16 protein-coding genes are annotated in these 17,843 nt (G+C 50.1%); 12 read left to right on the forward strand and 4 right to left on the reverse strand.

Annotation, left to right across the window (positions count from 1 at the left end; all coding sequences use genetic code 11):
- Positions 1–89 (reverse strand): hypothetical protein (locus tag F0Q32_RS26630; protein WP_225526352.1); only part of this gene is annotated, 89 nt, incomplete at its 3' end.
- 184 nt (positions 90–273) lie between these two features.
- Between F0Q32_RS26630 and F0Q32_RS24705 the strand changes: the two genes are divergently transcribed.
- Both F0Q32_RS24705 and F0Q32_RS24710 read left to right on the forward strand, forming a co-directional pair.
- Complete coding sequence (locus F0Q32_RS24705; protein WP_255475770.1) at positions 274–4,287, forward strand: autotransporter domain-containing protein; 4,014 nt, start codon at positions 274–276, stop codon at positions 4,285–4,287.
- 224 nt (positions 4,288–4,511) lie between these two features.
- On the forward strand, positions 4,512–5,384 hold the full coding sequence (locus F0Q32_RS24710; protein ID WP_149465054.1) for an aldo/keto reductase family oxidoreductase: 873 nt from the start codon (positions 4,512–4,514) through the stop codon (positions 5,382–5,384).
- A 40-nt stretch (positions 5,385–5,424) separates the two neighbouring features.
- Here the strand turns inward: F0Q32_RS24710 and azoR are convergent, their stop codons facing one another.
- Complete coding sequence (gene azoR, locus F0Q32_RS24715; protein WP_108474155.1) at positions 5,425–6,030, reverse strand: FMN-dependent NADH-azoreductase; 606 nt, start codon at positions 6,028–6,030, stop codon at positions 5,425–5,427.
- Positions 6,031–6,268: 238 nt separating this feature from the next.
- Here azoR and hrpA point away from each other — a divergent pair, with 238 nt between their 5' ends.
- The 6 genes from hrpA to F0Q32_RS24745 all read left to right on the forward strand — a co-directional run bounded on the left by hrpA (position 6,269) and on the right by F0Q32_RS24745 (position 12,269).
- Positions 6,269–10,171, forward strand: a complete 3,903-nt coding sequence (gene hrpA / locus F0Q32_RS24720; protein WP_149465055.1) for an ATP-dependent RNA helicase HrpA — start codon at positions 6,269–6,271, stop codon at positions 10,169–10,171.
- A gap of 218 nt (positions 10,172–10,389) precedes the next feature.
- Positions 10,390–10,746 (forward strand): DUF596 domain-containing protein, encoded by a 357-nt coding sequence (locus F0Q32_RS24725; protein WP_149465056.1) that lies wholly within the window; start codon positions 10,390–10,392, stop codon positions 10,744–10,746.
- A 47-nt stretch (positions 10,747–10,793) separates the two neighbouring features.
- The gene (locus tag F0Q32_RS24730) at positions 10,794–11,039 is read left to right on the forward strand and encodes a contact-dependent growth inhibition system immunity protein (RefSeq protein WP_255475771.1); all 246 of its coding nucleotides are present in this window, start codon (positions 10,794–10,796) and stop codon (positions 11,037–11,039) included.
- 18 nt (positions 11,040–11,057) lie between these two features.
- Positions 11,058–11,447, forward strand: a complete 390-nt coding sequence (locus F0Q32_RS24735) for a lysozyme inhibitor LprI family protein (RefSeq protein WP_149465058.1) — start codon at positions 11,058–11,060, stop codon at positions 11,445–11,447.
- A gap of 20 nt (positions 11,448–11,467) precedes the next feature.
- Positions 11,468–11,860, forward strand: coding sequence for a hypothetical protein (locus F0Q32_RS24740; protein ID WP_149465059.1), 393 nt, complete (start codon positions 11,468–11,470; stop codon positions 11,858–11,860).
- Positions 11,841–12,269: a hypothetical protein gene (locus F0Q32_RS24745; protein ID WP_149465060.1), complete on the forward strand. Its 429-nt coding sequence runs from the start codon at positions 11,841–11,843 to the stop codon at positions 12,267–12,269. The genes F0Q32_RS24740 and F0Q32_RS24745 overlap by 20 nt, the downstream gene beginning before the upstream one ends.
- Positions 12,270–12,348: 79 nt before the next feature.
- Here F0Q32_RS24745 and F0Q32_RS24750 read toward each other — a convergent pair whose 3' ends face one another.
- Entirely contained in the window at positions 12,349–13,668 is a 1,320-nt protein-coding gene (locus F0Q32_RS24750; protein ID WP_149465061.1) for an MFS transporter, read from the reverse strand.
- A 397-nt stretch (positions 13,669–14,065) separates the two neighbouring features.
- On the opposite strand from F0Q32_RS24750, the gene F0Q32_RS24755 reads away from it, so the two are divergent.
- A complete protein-coding gene (locus F0Q32_RS24755) occupies positions 14,066–14,866 on the forward strand; it encodes a YdcF family protein (RefSeq protein ID WP_149465062.1) in 801 nt (266 codons plus the stop codon).
- A 46-nt stretch (positions 14,867–14,912) separates the two neighbouring features.
- Here F0Q32_RS24755 and gap read toward each other — a convergent pair whose 3' ends face one another.
- Positions 14,913–15,914 (reverse strand): type I glyceraldehyde-3-phosphate dehydrogenase, encoded by a 1,002-nt coding sequence (gene gap, locus F0Q32_RS24760; RefSeq protein ID WP_149465063.1) that lies wholly within the window; start codon positions 15,912–15,914, stop codon positions 14,913–14,915.
- A gap of 198 nt (positions 15,915–16,112) precedes the next feature.
- Here gap and cybB point away from each other — a divergent pair, with 198 nt between their 5' ends.
- From cybB to F0Q32_RS24775, 3 genes are all read left to right on the forward strand, one after another.
- A complete protein-coding gene (cybB, locus tag F0Q32_RS24765) occupies positions 16,113–16,649 on the forward strand; it encodes a cytochrome b561 (RefSeq protein WP_149465064.1) in 537 nt (178 codons plus the stop codon).
- Between the two features lie 83 nt (positions 16,650–16,732).
- A complete protein-coding gene (gene leuE, locus F0Q32_RS24770) occupies positions 16,733–17,371 on the forward strand; it encodes a leucine efflux protein LeuE (protein WP_149465065.1) in 639 nt (212 codons plus the stop codon).
- Between the two features lie 278 nt (positions 17,372–17,649).
- Positions 17,650–17,805, forward strand: a complete 156-nt coding sequence (locus tag F0Q32_RS24775) for a Hok/Gef family protein (RefSeq protein ID WP_149465066.1) — start codon at positions 17,650–17,652, stop codon at positions 17,803–17,805.
- Positions 17,806–17,843: the final 38 nt, after the last annotated feature.

The raw sequence follows: 17,843 nt of genomic DNA on the forward strand, positions 1-17,843 counted from the left end.
TTGTAGGTGGGCCAGTTGGTTATTTTGAACTTTTGCTTTGCCACGGAACGGTCTGCGTTGTCGGGAAGATGCGTGATCTGATCCTTCAACTCAGCAAAAGTTCGATTTATTCAACAAAGCCGGATTCTGATTGAGGGTGATCATTCTACCCTTATCAATGTGGGGGACATCATTGCTGATAATTTCAGTACCGGGATTCGCATCATCGGAGATGATGGTCTGATTTCTCTGGCTGGCCGTGTGGATGTAGGGAATTATTCAACCGGTCTGGATGTGTCTGGAAATAATAACACCATGACGCTGGCGACAAATGAGCTTAATGTGACCGGCAGTGTTGCGACAGGGGTAAATGTAGCCGGTGATGGCAATGAAGTTGAAATTACCGGTAATATTCTGGTGGATAAAAATCAGGCCGGAGAGCATTCAATTAATGACTTTTTTACCCCTTCTGTTGGCATTCAGGTGCAGGGACACGACAATAATATCGTATTAAATGGCAATCTTACCGTTGTTGCTGACAGTGAAGTCACTTCTCGTATCTATAATGAAATGGATGGCAGCCAGGAAAATATTAATGGTCTGGTTGTGTCGGGTGACGGTAATACCGTCGAAATTAATGGTGGTATCCATTTAGCTGGCGAAGAAAATACTCTACAGGATGGCTCCACACCTGCTTTAAAACGTAATGGTTATGGCGATACGCCTGTTATCAAAATCGATGGGCACTCTACTCTGTATCTAAATGGGGATTCAACAATCAGTGGTGTTTTTCCGCTTGGATTATGCGATATCATTCAACTGAATAACCGAGCCCATTTAGAACTTGGCCGCAACGCCACTTTTATCCTAAAAGATATAAATACATTTGATCATTATAATAGTGACACATCACAGGTTGTACTGGTGAATTCCGGTTCGCAGATGATAAATAATGGTGATGTAGAACTGGGTAATATTGGCTTTGCCAGGGCTACTGGTGAAGAGTCGCTAGCTGTAAATAATAACAACGTAACGATTTCTATCTACGGCGTAGAGGGGAATACATCAGACTCTGCTAGTTCTGCGTATTTGAGTGTGTATGGTGGTCGAGTTGTTAATAACAGTGCCATCACCAGTAAGGTACTCGCGCAGGGACGTATTTTCAATAGTCTGAACGCTCAAGGTTTGAGTGACCCTTTAATTTTTAATAATCAAGTCATTAGTCTGACGGGGATGACGGCAGGCAACAATGGCACCGCTTTAAATAATACTGCCGGTGAGATCCAAATGTACGGCCGGGGGAGTGTTGGCATGCTGGCCTCCAATAATTCAACCATTGACAATATGGGTAAGATTTTCATTGACGCATTATGGGTTGATGAAAACGATACTTCCAGTCTGGCGTCCAATATCGCTCATGACAGCGCCAAAGATTATGCTGTCGGGATGGCTGTGGGTACAGACAGTTCTGGTGCCAGCGTTAATTCTACCGCCATTAACCAGCAGGGTGGTGAAATAACACTCTATAATTCCGGTGCCGGTATGGCTGCGATGAAGCCAGGTAACATTATTATTAACCAGGGAACTATAAATCTGGAAGTAAATGAAAATGATGATGATACGCTGGGGCCAAATAAATTGGTCGGCATGGCTGTTTACAATGGTGCCACTGCGATTAATGATCAGACGGGCATCATCAATATTAATGCTGAAAACGGGCAGGCGTTCTATAACGATGGCAGCGGGACTATCGTTAATTACGGAACCATCTGTACTTTTGGGAAATGCCAGGACAATAACGCCTATAACCCGACTGACGGGTTTGTTTCATTAAGCTGGAGAAATGGTGACATTATTTCGGCTGACGGGGAAACGCTTAACCTGTATTCATATGGCGGTACTACTGATATCACGGCAACCGCCGAAACCCTGGTAACAAACACGGGTACGGTCACCGGGGGACCTGTCACCGTGGCTGACTTTGGTCATCTGGTCAATGAAACCACGGGCAGTATTATTGAGGTTGATATCGCAACCGGTGGGGAATACACCAATAAGGGCACGACAAAAACCGTTTCTGTGGATGGCGGCGTGTTCACGAACGAAGGTACGGTGACCGGGCAAGTCGGAACGACTGTTGCAGGATCGGTTATTCACAACTCAGGCAGCATCAACACGGTTGACCAGTGGGCCAGCAATTTTTATAACACCGGAACGGTGAACGCCTGGAAAGGTTCTTCCGGGTCTGCCGTAATGAATAATCAGGCCGGTGGAAAAGTAGAGAAAATAACTTTTGCTGCAGCCTCTACCTTTAATAATGCTGGTACCGTACATAACGCATCGGTTGATAAAGGTGGCACCTTCAACAATCTGGAAGGCGGTGTGGCAACGGTGGCGACGAATGCGCTGTGGACAGGACATTTTAATAACTGGGGGACAGTTGAAGGTGACATGAGAATTAGCACCGGTGGTGATGGGCATACGTTCTATAATGGCCAGTCTGGCGTCATCAACGGGCAGATCCTGACATCAAACACGGCCAGCAAGGCAATAAACGACGGCATTATTAATATCGACAAAAATAGTAATGTGGCGATGTCGGCGCACGGTAAAGCCAAAATGATCAACAACGGCACCATAAACGTTGGCACGCAAGGAACCAGCAGGACAGGCATGATAGGGATGCAACTGGAGTCCGATGCCACGGCTGATGCGGTGATTGAGAATAACGGCACCATCAATATATATGCCAGCAATTCATATGCCTTCAGCAAGCTCGGGAGCAATGGTCATATTGTTAACAACGGCACTGTTTATATTGACGACAACGTGAATGGTTCCGGATTGATTAAACAATCTGGCACGGCGATAGAGGGCAGTGGCGAAGGGGGAGACGGTACGGAAGTACACTATGTCGACTTTACCGCGCCGGAAGAACCCACCATTACGCCATACGACGGCAGCTATTCTTCTTCCGTTAGCCGCAACGATGGCATGAACAACCTCAATGGTTACGTGGTGGGGACGAACGCCGACGGTAGCGCCGGTAAGCTGATGGTCAATAACGCCAGTATGAATGGCGTGGAGATCAACACTGCTTTTGCGGCGGGAACGGCGGACAAAACCGTCAGCTTTGATGATGTGGTGCAAGGCAGCAACCTGACCGATGCGCAAGCGATCACTTCGACATCTGTTGTCTGGCAGGCGACAGGCAGTACCGACGCCAGCGGCAACGTTGACGTGACCATGAGCAAAAACGCCTACACCGATGTCGCAACCGATGCTTCGGTAAATGACGTGGCGAAAGCGCTGGATGCGGGTTACACCAATAACGAGCTGTATACCAGCCTGAACGTTGGCACCACCGCAGAGCTGAACAGCGCGCTGAAACAAGTTAGCGGGAGCCAGGCCACCACGGTATTCCGTGAGGCGCGCGTGTTGAGTAACCGCTTCAGCATGTTGGCGGACGCAGCACCGAAGATGGGCAACGGTCTGGCATTTAACGTGGTGGCGAAAGGCGATCCGCGTGCTGAGCTGGGTAACAATACCGAGTACGACATGCTGGCGCTGCGTAAAACCCTCGACCTGAGCGAAAACCAGACCATGAGCCTGGAGTACGGTATCGCCCGTCTGGACGGCGACGGTGCGCAGAAAGCAGGTGATAATGGCGTCACCGGCGGCTACAGCCAGTTCTTTGGCCTGAAGCATCAGATGTCCTTTGACAACGGTATGAGCTGGAATAACGCGCTGCGTTACGATATTCACCAACTGGACAGCAGCCGTTCGGTGGCTTATGGCGACATCAGCAAAACGGCGGATACCAACGTGAAACAGCAGTATCTGGAGTTCCGCAGTGAAGGGGCGAAAACCTTTGAACCACGTGCCGGATTGAAAATCACGCCATATGCCGGAGTGAAGCTGCGTCATACGCTCGAAGGCGGCTATCAGGAGCGCAATGCCGGAGATTTTAATCTGAGCATGAACAGCGGCAGCGAAACGGTGGTGGACAGCATCGTTGGGCTGAAGCTGGACTACGCAGCCAAAGACGGCTGGAGCGCGAACGCCACGCTGGAAGGCGGACCGAACCTGAGCTACAGCAAGAGCCAGCGTACAGCAAGCCTGGCAGGCGCAGGCAGCCAGCACTTTAATGTCGATGACGGGCAGAAGGGCGGCGGCATCAACAGCCTGGCAAGCGTCGGCGTGAAGTACAGCAGCAAAGAGAGCTCGCTGAATCTGGATGCCTATCACTGGAAAGAAGACGGTATCAGCGATAAAGGCGTGATGCTGAACTTTAAGAAAACGTTCTGATGTTTGTTTTGCCGGATGGCGGTGCGAGCACCTTATCCGGCCTACAGGTACATCACCCGTAGGCCCGGTAAGCGCAGCGCCACCGGGCAATAATACGTGTGCCGGATAAGACGTTGTACTCATCCGGCATTTTTTTACACATTCGCATTTATTACACATTTCCTCCCCGCGCGTTCATTTCTATACTGTGGGCTCTTAATCTGCCTTAAACAGGACAGGGTGTTATGAGCAACAACAGTGGTACGTTTACTCTTGGTTCAAAATCGGTAAAACGACTGGGTTATGGCGCGATGCAACTGGCTGGCCCCGGTGTCTTTGGGCCGCCAAAAGATCGCCATGTTGCTATTACAGTATTGCGTGAAGCGCTGGCGCTGGGTGTGAATCATATCGACACCAGTGACTTTTATGGCCCACACGTGACAAACCAGATTATCCGTGAAGCCCTGCATCCGTATCCGGATGACCTGACGATTGTCACCAAAATTGGCGCGCGTCGCGGGAACGATGCTTCATGGCTTCCGGCATTCTCCCCTGAGGAACTCAAGCAGGCAGTACACGATAACCTGCGTAACCTCGGCCTGGACGTGCTGGATGTGGTTAACCTGCGCGTGATGCTCGGCGACGGTCACGGCCCGGCAGAAGGGTCGATTGAAGCTAACTTTACCGTACTGGCCGAATTGCAACAGCAGGGGCTGGTGAAACATATCGGCCTGAGCAACGTTACACCGACGCAGGTGGCTGAAGCGCGTAAAATTGCGGAAATCGTCTGCGTGCAGAACGAATACAACATCGCACACCGTGCCGACGACGCGTTGATTGACGCGCTGGCGCGTGACGGTATCGCCTACGTGCCGTTCTTCCCGCTCGGTGGTTTTACGCCGCTGCAATCGTCAACGCTTTCGGATGTGGCTGCAAGCCTTGGTGCGACGCCGATGCAGGTGGCGCTGGCGTGGTTATTGCAACGTTCGCCGAATATCCTGTTGATTCCAGGTACTTCTTCGGTGGGGCATTTGCGGGAGAATATGGCGGCAGGGGAATTAGTGCTAACTGATGACGTGCTGGCTACGCTTAACAGCATTGCGAAAAATGCGGATTAAATAAAAAGGCCTCCCGATTTCGCGGGAGGCCTTTTAAATCTTACGCTGCAACCACGGCGTCAATTGCCGCTTTTGCATCTGCCTGCGCTTTGGCCGCCATTTCCGGGCCATACGCGATACCTTCAGCAAAGACGAATTTCACGTCGGTCAGGCCGATAAAGCCCAGGAAGGTAGACAGGTACGGAGTCACCTGGTCAGTCGGGGTATCTTTATGAATACCGCCACGGCTGGTGATCACCACGGTTTTCTTACCGGTAACCAGGCCTTCAGGACCTTTCTCGGTGTAACGGAAGGTCACGCCAGCACGAGCAACCAGGTCAAAATAGTTTTTCAGCTGGGTAGAGATGTTGAAGTTGTACATCGGTGCTGCAATCACGATAACGTCGTGGGCTTTCAGTTCAGCAATCAGCTCGTCAGACAGCGCCAGTGCTTCCTGTTGACGCGGCGTCAGCGGGGAATCGCTTGGACGCAGTGCGCCAACCAGTTCGCCATCCAGCACCGGCACCGGGTTAGCGGCCAGGTCACGAACGGTGATTTCATCCGCGCTGTGTTTTTCACGCCACTGTTCAACAAAATAGTCGGACAGCTGATTAGACTGGGAGTAGCCTGCCAGGATGCTGGATTTCAGAACCAATACTTTGCTCATGGGTGTTTCCTTTATACTTTGAGTGACGGGCCTTGCCCGGTTGCTTGCAGACACTTTATTCACAATCCTGCCACAGGGATAGCGCAATATATCGAATCCTCTGTTCGATTTTTTTGAATAACTGACTTTCCTTTCTATACCGCACACCGGGAAAACCGTTCGGTATCAGGCCTGGTGTGGTATTCTGGAGGGAACATATGACGAGAACATTTCCGGCACACAGATGCCCGATAACGCTATGACAGAACAACAAAAAATCACCTTCGCGACGCTGAATCAGCAACTCAATGCATTAACGCTGCGCGATAAACAGCGCTTTGCCCGTCGCCTGCACGGTGTGAAGAAGGTTAAAAATCCTGATGCACAACAGGCCATTTACCAGGAAATGGCGAAAGAGATTGAACTGGCAGCAGGTAAAGTCCTGCTGCGCGAAGCCGCACGCCCGGACATTACCTATCCGGATAACCTGCCGGTTAGCCAGAAAAAACAGGACATTCTGGAGGCGGTGCGCGATAACCAGGTGGTGATTGTCGCCGGGGAAACGGGGTCCGGGAAAACCACCCAGTTACCGAAGATTTGTATGGAGCTGGGTCGTGGCATCAGAGGGCTGATTGGCCATACCCAGCCGCGTCGTCTGGCGGCGCGTACCGTGGCGAACCGTATTGCGGAAGAGCTGAAAACGGAGCCGGGTGGTTGCATCGGTTATAAAGTTCGTTTTAGCGATCACGTTAGTGACAACACAATGGTCAAGCTGATGACCGACGGTATTCTGCTGGCAGAAATCCAGCAGGACCGCCTGTTGATGCAGTACGACACCATCATTATCGATGAAGCGCACGAACGCAGCCTGAACATCGACTTTTTACTCGGTTACCTGAAAGAGCTGCTGCCGCGCCGTCCTGATCTGAAAATTATCATCACTTCGGCAACCATCGACCCGGAACGCTTCTCGCGCCACTTTAATAATGCGCCGATTATCGAAGTTTCAGGGCGTACCTATCCGGTGGAAGTGCGTTATCGCCCGATTGTCGAAGAGGCGGATGATACCGAGCGCGATCAGTTACAGGCCATTTTTGACGCTGTGGATGAACTGGGGCGGGAGAGTGCGGGCGACATCCTGATCTTTATGAGCGGGGAGCGTGAAATTCGCGATACCGCCGATGCGCTCAGCAAGCGGGATCTGCGCCATACAGAGATCCTGCCGTTGTACGCGCGACTCTCCAACAGTGAACAGAATCGCGTCTTCCAGTCGCATAGCGGGCGTCGCATTGTTCTGGCGACCAACGTCGCCGAAACCTCGCTGACCGTGCCGGGTATTAAATACGTTATCGACCCCGGTACCGCGCGCATCAGCCGCTACAGCTTCCGCACCAAAGTGCAACGACTGCCGATTGAGCCGGTGTCCCAGGCATCTGCAAACCAGCGTAAAGGCCGCTGTGGGCGTGTCTCGGAAGGGATCTGTATTCGACTCTATTCGGAAGATGATTTCCTGTCGCGCCCGGAATTTACCGATCCGGAGATTCTGCGTACCAACCTGGCCTCGGTTATTTTGCAGATGACTGCGCTGGGGCTCGGAGATATTGCCGCTTTCCCGTTTGTAGAAGCGCCGGATAAACGCAATATTCAGGATGGTGTGCGTCTGCTGGAAGAGCTCGGCGCAATCACCACGGACGAACAGCAAACCGCCTATAAACTGACCCCTCTTGGGCGCCAGCTGTCGCAACTGCCGGTTGACCCGCGTCTGGCGCGTATGGTGCTGGAAGCGCAAAAACATGGCTGCGTGCGCGAAGCGATGATTATTACCTCGGCCTTGTCTATCCAGGATCCGCGCGAGCGCCCGATGGATAAACAGCAGGCGTCGGATGAAAAACATCGCCGTTTCCATGACAAAGAATCTGACTTCCTCGCGTTCGTGAACCTGTGGAATTACCTCGGAGAGCAGCAAAAGGCGCTGTCATCGAATGCCTTCCGCCGCCAGTGCCGCACGGATTTCCTTAACTATTTGCGCGTACGCGAATGGCAGGATATTTACACCCAACTGCGCCAGGTCGTGAAAGAACTGGGTATTCCGGTCAACAGCGAACCGGCGCAATATCGCGAAATTCATATCGCGCTGCTCACCGGTCTGCTTTCCCATATCGGTATGAAAGATGCTGATAAACAGGAATTTACCGGCGCACGTAATGCGCGCTTTTCGATATTCCCTGGTTCTGGTTTATTCAAAAAACCGCCGAAATGGACCATGGTTGCCGAACTGGTGGAAACCAGCCGTCTGTGGGGCCGTATCGCCGCGCGCATCGACCCGGAATGGGTAGAACCGGTTGCCCAGCATCTGATTAAACGTTCTTACAGTGAGCCGCACTGGGAGCGAGCGCAGGGCGCAGTTATGGCGACCGAGAAAGTGACCGTATACGGGTTGCCGATCGTTGCCGCGCGTAAGGTGAACTACAGCCAGATTGACCCGGCGCTGTGCCGTGAGCTGTTTATTCGCCATGCGCTGGTGGAAGGCGACTGGCAGACACGTCATGCGTTCTTCCGCGATAACCTGAAACTGCGCAGTGAAATTGAAGAGCTTGAGCACAAATCGCGTCGTCGCGACATTCTGGTTGATGACGAAACGCTGTTTGAGTTTTACGACCAGCGCATCAGCCACGATGTCATCTCCGCTCGTCATTTTGATAACTGGTGGAAAAAGGCCAGCCGCGAAACGCCGGATTTGCTCAACTTTGAAAAGAGCATGCTGATTAAAGAGGGGGCGGAGAAAGTCAGCAAGCTTGACTACCCCAACTTCTGGCACCAGGGCAATCTTAAGCTACGCCTGAGCTATCAGTTTGAGCCCGGGGCAGATGCGGACGGCGTTACCGTACACATTCCCCTGCCGCTGCTCAACCAGGTGGAGGAGAGCGGGTTCGAGTGGCAGATCCCAGGCCTGCGTCGTGAACTGATTATCGCGCTGATTAAATCGTTGCCGAAACCAGTGCGTCGTAACTTTGTGCCTGCGCCTAACTATGCGGAAGCGTTCTTAGGTCGCGTCACGCCGCTGGAACTGCCGTTGCTCGACAGCCTGGAGCGCGAACTGCGCCGTATGACCGGGGTCACCGTTGACCGCGACGCCTGGCAGTGGGATCAGGTACCCGATCACCTGAAAGTCACATTCCGGGTGGTGGATGACAAAAACAAGAAACTTCAGGAAGGGCGCTCCCTTCAGGCGCTGAAAGATACCCTTAAAGGGAAAGTTCAGGAAACGCTTTCCGCCGTTGCCGATGATGGTATCGAGCAAAGCGGGTTGCATATCTGGAGCTTCGGTAATTTACCGGATCACTACGAGCAGAAACGTGGCAACTACAAAGTGAAGGCCTGGCCTGCGCTGGTCGATGAGCGTGAAAGCGTAGCGATTAAGCTTTTTGATAATCCGCAGGAACAACAGCAGGCTATGTGGCGTGGTTTACGTCGCTTGCTGCTGCTGAACATTCCGTCGCCAATTAAATATCTGCATGAGAAATTGCCGAACAAAGCCAAGCTGGGACTCTACTTTAACCCATACGGTAAAGTGCTGGATCTCATTGATGACTGCATCTCCTGCGGTGTTGATAAGATGATCGATGATGCGGGTGGCCCGGTATGGACTGAAGAAGGCTTCACGAAGCTGCACGATAAAGTACGAGCTGAACTGAATGAAACCGTCGTCGAAATCGCCAAACAGGTCGAACAGATCCTGACGGCGGTCTTCAATATCAACAAACGTCTGAAAGGGCGTGTGGATATGACCATGGCGCTGGGCCTGTCGGATATTAAAGCGCAGATGGGCGGGCTGGTTTATCGCGGTTTTGTCACCGGCAACGGTTTCAAACGCCTGGGTGATACGCTGCGCTATTTGCAGGCGATTGAGAAACGACTGGAAAAACTGGCCATCGATCCGCACCGTGACCGTGCGCAGATGCTGAAAGTGGAAAGCGTGCAGCAGGTCTGGCAGCAGTGGTTGAATAAACTGCCACCAGCCCGTCGGGATGACGATGACGTGCAGGAGATCCGCTGGATGATTGAAGAGCTGCGCGTCAGTTTCTTTGCTCAGCAGTTGGGCACACCGTATCCCATTTCCGATAAACGCGTGTTGCAGGCGATGGAGCAGATTAGCGCATAACGTTTTTCTGTTCAGTAAACGCTCTTAGAAGCCCGGTTAGCGCATGCTGCCGGGCTTCTTTATGGATTCTGAAAAACGCTGGCAGGCGTACTCCGTATGGGCGCGCAGGAGTAATCTATGCGCGTGCAGATCGGCGATCAGGGTGGGGCGGTAGCGTTGGTATGGATTCGGAACCAAACCAAAGATTTTGGTTTTCCTGATATAGAAGAGAAGGTTCAATGACAGACATTTTGAAGGAAGACGAATATCAGGAAATAGTAAGCGCAGCAGAACAACAAACACTTGATGCAGTATTATGTTATTCAACCTCTCGAAATAGTGCTCGCGATGACAGTTTTGACACAAGAAAACGCATCTTTTTTTATGTTCTCTCGCGCTTACTGACCGAGGGGCGGATTAAGCTTGCAAAAAATGGGCGGTTCCTGAATGGGACTATACAAGAGCAAATAGATTGCTTTAAATCTGCTTATCCCGATAGTGAAGAAGAACTGGATGACGGAATTTGTTTTTTTGATGACAATTGCCCCGGTGGCGCGGTTTGGATACTTGAGGATGGTTTTTTAGTCTGGAGCTGAGAACTTGATAACAATATATGGATTAAAAAGAAACAATTAAACAAGTTTTGAATCTGGAATTTGATTCTTCGGGGGCGAATAGCGGGTTAGTGTTATGGTATAATAAACTACTCACTAAAACAATTGATGAACTCACTGCAATAGATATTGCCAGGATGATTCGCCAGAATATAGCCGTTGAGTTTGCAATAGGTAGAGCGATACAGTTCATAGAGGAAAAAGAAGTTCTGGATGAGTTATATGAAGGTGAGCTTTTAGAGAGCATTCAAAAGGCTCAAGAAAGGCTAAAATAGAAGATGCAAAGGAATTAAATGAAAATAAGGATATATACACTTTTATTTATCCCATTTGCACTGTGGGCGAATGATTCTTGTACAAATATTCAAGTGTCAGATCAAGTCTTCGATTGTGCAAAAGAAACATTTACTAACCACGATGCGGAAATGAATAACACCTATAAGGCACTTCTGGCTGGTATCAAAAAAAGATATGCCTCTGAACCAGTGGTAGGTGCTGAAGTGATTGAGAAAATAAAGATCTCGCAAAGGGCGTGGATTCATTTTCGAGATACCAATTGTCCTGTTTTTACCCTGGATATTGTAACTGGCTCACAAGCGTATGAAACATCAATATATGATTGTGAGAGTGAGATGACGATTAAGAGAACAGACGAGTTAAAGGCAATATTGAAAAGCTTATAGTCTATTTTAATAGAGGTAAAATGAGTCAATATTTGATAAATATTACACCAGAACAGATGTCTTTTAATAGCATATTATTAATCGAGTTTAAGTACGTAAATAGTAAATTAGAAATAATTCTGGCTGTGGATCAGGAACGACTGTGCTGCAAAGTTTCTTTTGATTGGGTTCATTCCCTGCGCATGACTGATGAAGGGGATTTACTGAAAACTCTTGGTGAAGGTCTTTTTCAGAGGCTCGGCATCTTTATCGTTAAAAATTCATCTTATTATGAGTGGTTTAATACTCAAAGTTGCGGTATCCATGAGTGCGAGGAAATTAAACATTATTGTCTGGTTACTGCTAATGAAGTGGTCGAGGTGTTAGCCAGTATTGAGCCGGAGGTGATTGTGGTTGAAAAAGAAAATCAGTAGGTTGAAAGTCATTCTAAAACTGTCATCTCTTTTAGTGTTATTATATCTCTCCTGCCTGACCTACGTTAAAGTGTTTACAAAGGAAGCATATCGCCGAACAGATACACTGGAATACTTCTTCTTAACTCGGCCAGAAATCAAGAGTGCGCCAATAGTTTCAGAAGACTACAGCTACTCACATCATGATGTTTTGGACAAAGATGAATATATCGAGAGCGGAATAACGTATTGTAAGATTAGCGAGTTTACAGAAGCCTTTCTTACATTAGTCAAATATGCGGATGATCTTGGCATTCCGTCTACTGATTCTTATCCTGAAGAAACTCAACTCGGGAAATTTTTTCTTTTAACTGAGAGCCGAGTCAGTGGCGAAAGATGCTTATCTTTCACGCTATATATTCCAAAGTAACGTACCGGAACAATGAATGTCCTGATACCCCAAAAGAAATTTTCCCCCTCCAGGGACCAAAGAGGGGGGAGTCTAACCGTTACAGTCTTGACGTCTGCGCATTCACCGCATCAATTCGATGGCTGCGGCTGGCAAAGAAAATGGCAATCAGCGAGATAGTGACCGTTGCGCCCAAATACCAGGCAACCGGAACCCAATCGCCGTCGTATTTCGCCAGCAGGCCCGTTGCGATAAGCGGGGCGGTACCGCCAGCCAGCGCAGCGCCAATCTGATAACCCAACGTAATGCCGGTGTAGCGCACGTTGGCGCTAAAAATTTCTGAACACAGTGTGCCCAACACGGCGGTGATCGGTGCCCATAGAATACCGAACATCACGACGGTGGCCAGCATAATCGCCCAGGTAGTGCCGGTGTCCAGCAGCATAAACCACGGTACGATAAACAGGCCCAGCAGCGCGACGCTCACCGCGTACATGCGTTTGCGACCAATTTTGTCAGACAACAATCCCATCAGCGGAATCATCACCGTCGCAACCAGTGCACCGAGGGTGACGGCCTCCAGAACTTGCGATTTCTGATAAGCGAGGGTGGTGGTGGCATAACTCACAATGAAGGTTGAGAAAATATAGAACGGCGCAGTTTCGACAACTTTTAGACCCGCCGCAATCAACACTTCACGCCAGTGATGCGTCAGTGTGTCGCGCAACGGCGCTTTCGCCACCTGACCGGACTGCTTCACCTTCTTAAACTCTGGCGTCTCATCGATATCTTTACGGATCCACAGCCCCAGTAACACCAGCACGGCGCTCATCAGGAACGGAATGCGCCAGCCCCAGGAGAGGAACTGCTCCTCGCTGAATAGCGTCATTAACGACACGATAAAGGTCGCCATCAGCATGCCAATCGTCACGCCCGCTTGCGGAATGCTGCCGAAAAATCCTTTACGTTTTTCTGGCGCATATTCATAGGCCAGCAGCAATGCGCCGCCCCATTCACCGCCAATTCCCATTCCCTGGATAATACGCATCAGAATCAGCAGAATGGGTGCCCAGATGCCAATTTGATCGTAAGTGGGCAGCAGACCGATCATGACGGTTGCACCGCCCATCAGCGAGAGCGTCAACACCAGCGTTTTTTTGCGGCCAATACGGTCGCCAATATGGGCAAAGAGTACGCCGCCAATCGGGCGAATAAAGAACGTTAGCGAGAAGGAAAGGTATGAGAGGATGAGTCCAATAACCGGGTCAACCATCGGGAAGAAGATTTTATTAAACACCAGCGCAGCGGCTGTGCCGTACAGAAAATAATCAAACCATTCAATGGAGCTGCCGGTCAAACTGGCAATCAAGACCCGTTTGTTTTTTTTCAGGATCGTACTGCTGCTTTCTTGCGTCGTCATGAAGGAAAACTCCCGCCACATTAAGTTAAAATCAGGTGCCACCTGATACCTCAAAGGTGCAACCTGCAATGTGTTAAAAAGGTTGCTTGTTTGTTAAGCAACTTAGAGGCGGGTGCTATTTTTAGCAAGGGTGAACAGGGGATTTATACGCAAAAGCCAGGCATTTTGATGATTGAATTATTCGCAAAATGAATGATTGATGGTTTTATGTTCTCTATTTTGGTGTGACATTGGTGATTTATTCAGGTGCAACCGCATTATTTTTAGATGTTTCTGGTTATTTCAATAATGTTACAAAAATGCAAGCCAGGTAAAATTAACGCTTTCGGAGTGATCTACTGTCATGGAAGCTCAAACACGTTATCCTGTGCTGACCAACTCACAGAGAGGGAGGATTATGCTAACGACATTGCCACGATTACCCGATAGCACACTCACGGCGGCCAATTTAGTGGGGAGCTGGCTTGCTCAAAACGATTTTGCCTCCCAACCTCAATCAGACGATTTTGAAGTGGTGGTGCTGGCGGGGAATGCCGTTATTCCTGTCATCGACGCAGCCTGTCAGCTGGCGACGGATAAGGAAAAAACGCTGTTGATCAGCGGCGGTATCGGCCATTCAACGACCTATCTTTATGCCGCCATAGCCCAGCATCCGAGTTATAACACCTTGCGTACCACAGGGTTGTCTGAAGCGGCAATCCTTGCGGAGATTGCGCATCAATTCTGGAAAATCCCGCGCGAGAATATACTGGTTGAAAATGCATCGACGAACTGCGGTGAAAATGCGCGTTTTACCCGTCAGATGCTGGACGCGCAGGGGATTGCTGTTAAAAACGGTATCGTCATGCAGGACCCAACCATGCAGCGTCGCACGATGGCAACGTTTGAACATGTCTGGCAGGACGTAGAAAACAGGCCGCACTGGCGGAGTTACCCCGGATGCCAGCCAGAACTCTTTAACAGTGAAAACGGCGTGGCATTTAAAGGTGATGACACCGGATTGTGGCCGGTGGCGCGATATCTCTCATTAATTATCGGTGAATTGCCACGGATACGTGATGATGAACAGGGTTATGGGCCGCGCGGTAAAAACTTTATTGCTCACGTGGATATTCCACTGGCGGTTGAGCAGGCCTGGAATCAGTTAACGCAAGATGTCACCCTACGGGAGATGTCGGCCATGCGCGCGTTGCGCTAAGAAGCCGTGAATGAAGCCCGGAAAGGAACGTTTCCGGGCGTTATTTTTACAGTTTGGCGTATTTTTCCAGTACACGAATCAACTGGGTCACAAACCCGTATTCGTTATCATACCAGGCTACCGTTTTGACCAGTTGCAGATCGCCTGCCTCGGTCACCTCGGTTTGGGTGGCGTCGAAAACGGAACCAAAGTGCGTGCCGATAATATCGGTCGATACGATGTCATCGTTGGTATAGCCAAACGACTCATTATTTTCTGTCGCTTTTTTCAGTGCGGTATTCACGTCATCGACGGTGACTTTTTTACCCAAAATCGACACCAGTTCGGTCACAGAACCGGTTTTGGTCGGCACCCGCTGGGCATGGCCTTTCAGTTTACCGACAAGGGCGGGGATAACCAGCCCGATCGCTTTTGCTGCCCCCGTCGTATGCGGGATAATATTCTCCGCTGCGGCACGAGAAGCGCGCAGATCTTTGCCGCGCGGCCCGTCAACCAGCGCCTGAGTCCCGGTATAGGCATGGATAGTGGTCATGGTGCCCACCTTGATCCCGAATGCGTCATTCAATGCTTTTGCCATTGGCGCCAGGCAGTTGGTGGTGCAGGAGGCGACAGAAATAATCGTGTCGCTGGCGTTGAGCGTGTCATCATTCACGTTGTAAACCAGCGTTTTAATGTCACCTGCCGGAGCAGATATCAGGACTTTTTTTGCACCCGCATCGATATGCGCCTGCGATTTTTCAGCCGAAGTATAGAAACCCGTACATTCGACGACGATTTCTGCGCCTTCCGATTTCCACGGGATGTTCTTTGCCTCTTTTTCCGCAAAGACTCTAATCGTTTTACCGTTAACAATCAGCGCGTTGTCGCTGAAATCAACGCTCCACGGGAACGGCCCGTAGTTGGAATCGTACTTCAGCAAATATGCCAGTACTTTTGGCGACGTAAGATCGTTAATTGCGACCACTTCATTGCTGCTCGAGGTTTCCAGCAGACGACGCAGGACCAGTCGACCAATACGCCCAAATCCGTTAATGCCAATTTTACTCATGATGTTCTCCATCAGTTCGGGGTGATACGGTTTTTTTACTTATCCAGGCTTAGTTCAGCATTAGCGGATGGGCAACCCGATTTTGTCTGTAACGCATCAATGAGGTGAATAGAACCAAAGTAACTGCTGAAAAGTTAATGAATTTTTAAGTAAAAACGGCTATTTTGCTTTTTTGTTAATTACTTATCAGGGGTCGCTATGCGCGATAAATACTCAGGCCTGCAAATAGGCATTCACTGGCTGGTCTTGTTACTGGTTATTATTGCTTACTGTGCGATGGAATTCCGTGGTTTCTTTCCGCGTAGCGCGCGTCCGGTTATCAACATGGTGCACGTCTCCTGTGGCATCTCCATTCTGGTGCTGATGGTGGCGCGTTTGCTGATTCGCCTGAAACGCCCGGCGCCGCCGATTGTACCGAAACCTAAGCCAATGATGACGGGCATGGCGCATCTGGGGCATCTGGCGATTTACCTGCTGTTTATTGCATTGCCGATTATTGGCCTGGTGATGATGTATAACCGGGGAAATCCGTGGTTTGCTTTTGGGATAACCATGCCGCATGCGGCGGAATCGAATTTCGATATTGTCGATACGATGAAGGATTACCACATTCTGCTGGCGAATATTGGTTACTGGCTGATTGGTCTTCATGCACTGGCCGCGCTGGCGCATCATTATGTCTGGAAAGACAATACGCTGCTGCGCATGATGCCGCGTAAACGGGGTCAATCATAAGTAAACTGAATAGTCCTTTATTGGCCATGTGGCGTGCGTTACCATACCGCCACGGTGGTTAATATTGTGTAAGGAAGAGCAGGGTGTTCGCAGATTTTGGCGTACTAAATTACTGGACGTATGTGGTTGGGGCGATTTTTATCATTCTGGTGCCGGGGCCAAATACCTTCTTTGTCCTGAAAACAGGCGTGGCACACGGTATTCGTGGCGGCTACATGGCAGCGCTGGCGGTCTTTATCGGCGATGCGGTGCTGATGTTCCTCTCGTATGCGGGCGTGGCGACGCTCATTAAAACCACTCCTGTGCTGTTTAATCTGGTGCGCTATCTGGGGGCGATTTATCTGCTCTATCTGGGCGGGAAGATGCTCTACAGTACGCTGAAGCGTACAGCCGGAGAACCAGAAGCGCACGCAGAGCCGGGTCATGCTATTTTCAAACGCGCGCTGACGCTGAGCTTAACGAATCCCAAAGCGATTTTGTTTTATGTCTCGTTCTTCGTGCAGTTTATTGACGTGAAATCGGCTACGCCGGGGCTGGCATTCTTTATCCTGGCGCTGACGCTTGAACTGGTGAGTTTTACCTATTTAAGCTTCCTGATCGTGTCTGGCTCGCTGGTGACGCGGTATGTGAAAACCCGTAAGAAGCTGGCGAAAATTGGCAATAGCCTGATTGGGCTGGTGTTTGTCGGTTTCGCGGCGCGACTGGCGACGCTGCAGTCCTGAGTTCCTTTTTGCCGGATATTTCTGTATCCGGCAACCCCTCCAAAGCAATCCTTTCTTACGTGTCCATTTCCAGACTGCTGAGTTTTACTGCGAAGGTGTAAAATCGCGGCGGGTGCTTGAGGCTATCTGTCTCAGGCAAACACCAAAAGGCAGATAGAGAAAAGCCCCGGAAACATTGAGCGTCTTGCAGGACGCTTAACACTTACCGAGGCCCAAATCTATGCCCAACAGCATTAGATTAGCCTCTTACAGACCTACGGGTCAAGGAGAAGCAGGCTATGAAATGGCAACGTTCAGGCTTAATTGCCCTGGTTATCATCTGTATCACCGTGATTTTCGCGGTGTTGGCGATGCGGCGGGATCTCTGCGAGGTCCACTTCCGGACAAACCAGACGGAGGTTACTGTTTCTACAGCGTGCGAATCTAAACAGTAAGAGACAAGGCGGGGAGCGATCCCATAAGCGCTAACTTA

The organism is Pseudocitrobacter sp. 73, from assembly GCF_008369545.1.
Lineage (GTDB): Bacteria > Pseudomonadota > Gammaproteobacteria > Enterobacterales > Enterobacteriaceae > Pseudocitrobacter > Pseudocitrobacter vendiensis.

What these genes read in the sequence shown, in the direction of transcription:
- azoR (WP_108474155.1), bottom strand. Translation starts at nt 6,030, where the DNA reads ATGAGCAAAGTATTGGTTCTGAAATCCAGCATCCTGGCAGGCTACTCC.
- F0Q32_RS24740 (WP_149465059.1), top strand. Translation starts at nt 11,468, where the DNA reads ATGAGTCAATATTTGATAAATATTACACCAGAACAGATGTCTTTTAAT.
- F0Q32_RS24735 (WP_149465058.1), top strand. Translation starts at nt 11,058, where the DNA reads ATGAAAATAAGGATATATACACTTTTATTTATCCCATTTGCACTGTGG.
- F0Q32_RS24750 (WP_149465061.1), bottom strand. Translation starts at nt 13,668, where the DNA reads ATGACGACGCAAGAAAGCAGCAGTACGATCCTGAAAAAAAACAAACGG.
- F0Q32_RS24725 (WP_149465056.1), top strand. Translation starts at nt 10,390, where the DNA reads ATGACAGACATTTTGAAGGAAGACGAATATCAGGAAATAGTAAGCGCA.
- F0Q32_RS24710 (WP_149465054.1), top strand. Translation starts at nt 4,512, where the DNA reads ATGAGCAACAACAGTGGTACGTTTACTCTTGGTTCAAAATCGGTAAAA.
- cybB (WP_149465064.1), top strand. Translation starts at nt 16,113, where the DNA reads ATGCGCGATAAATACTCAGGCCTGCAAATAGGCATTCACTGGCTGGTC.
- hrpA (WP_149465055.1), top strand. Translation starts at nt 6,269, where the DNA reads ATGACAGAACAACAAAAAATCACCTTCGCGACGCTGAATCAGCAACTC.
- F0Q32_RS24775 (WP_149465066.1), top strand. Translation starts at nt 17,650, where the DNA reads ATGAAATGGCAACGTTCAGGCTTAATTGCCCTGGTTATCATCTGTATC.
- F0Q32_RS24755 (WP_149465062.1), top strand. Translation starts at nt 14,066, where the DNA reads ATGCTAACGACATTGCCACGATTACCCGATAGCACACTCACGGCGGCC.
- gap (WP_149465063.1), bottom strand. Translation starts at nt 15,914, where the DNA reads ATGAGTAAAATTGGCATTAACGGATTTGGGCGTATTGGTCGACTGGTC.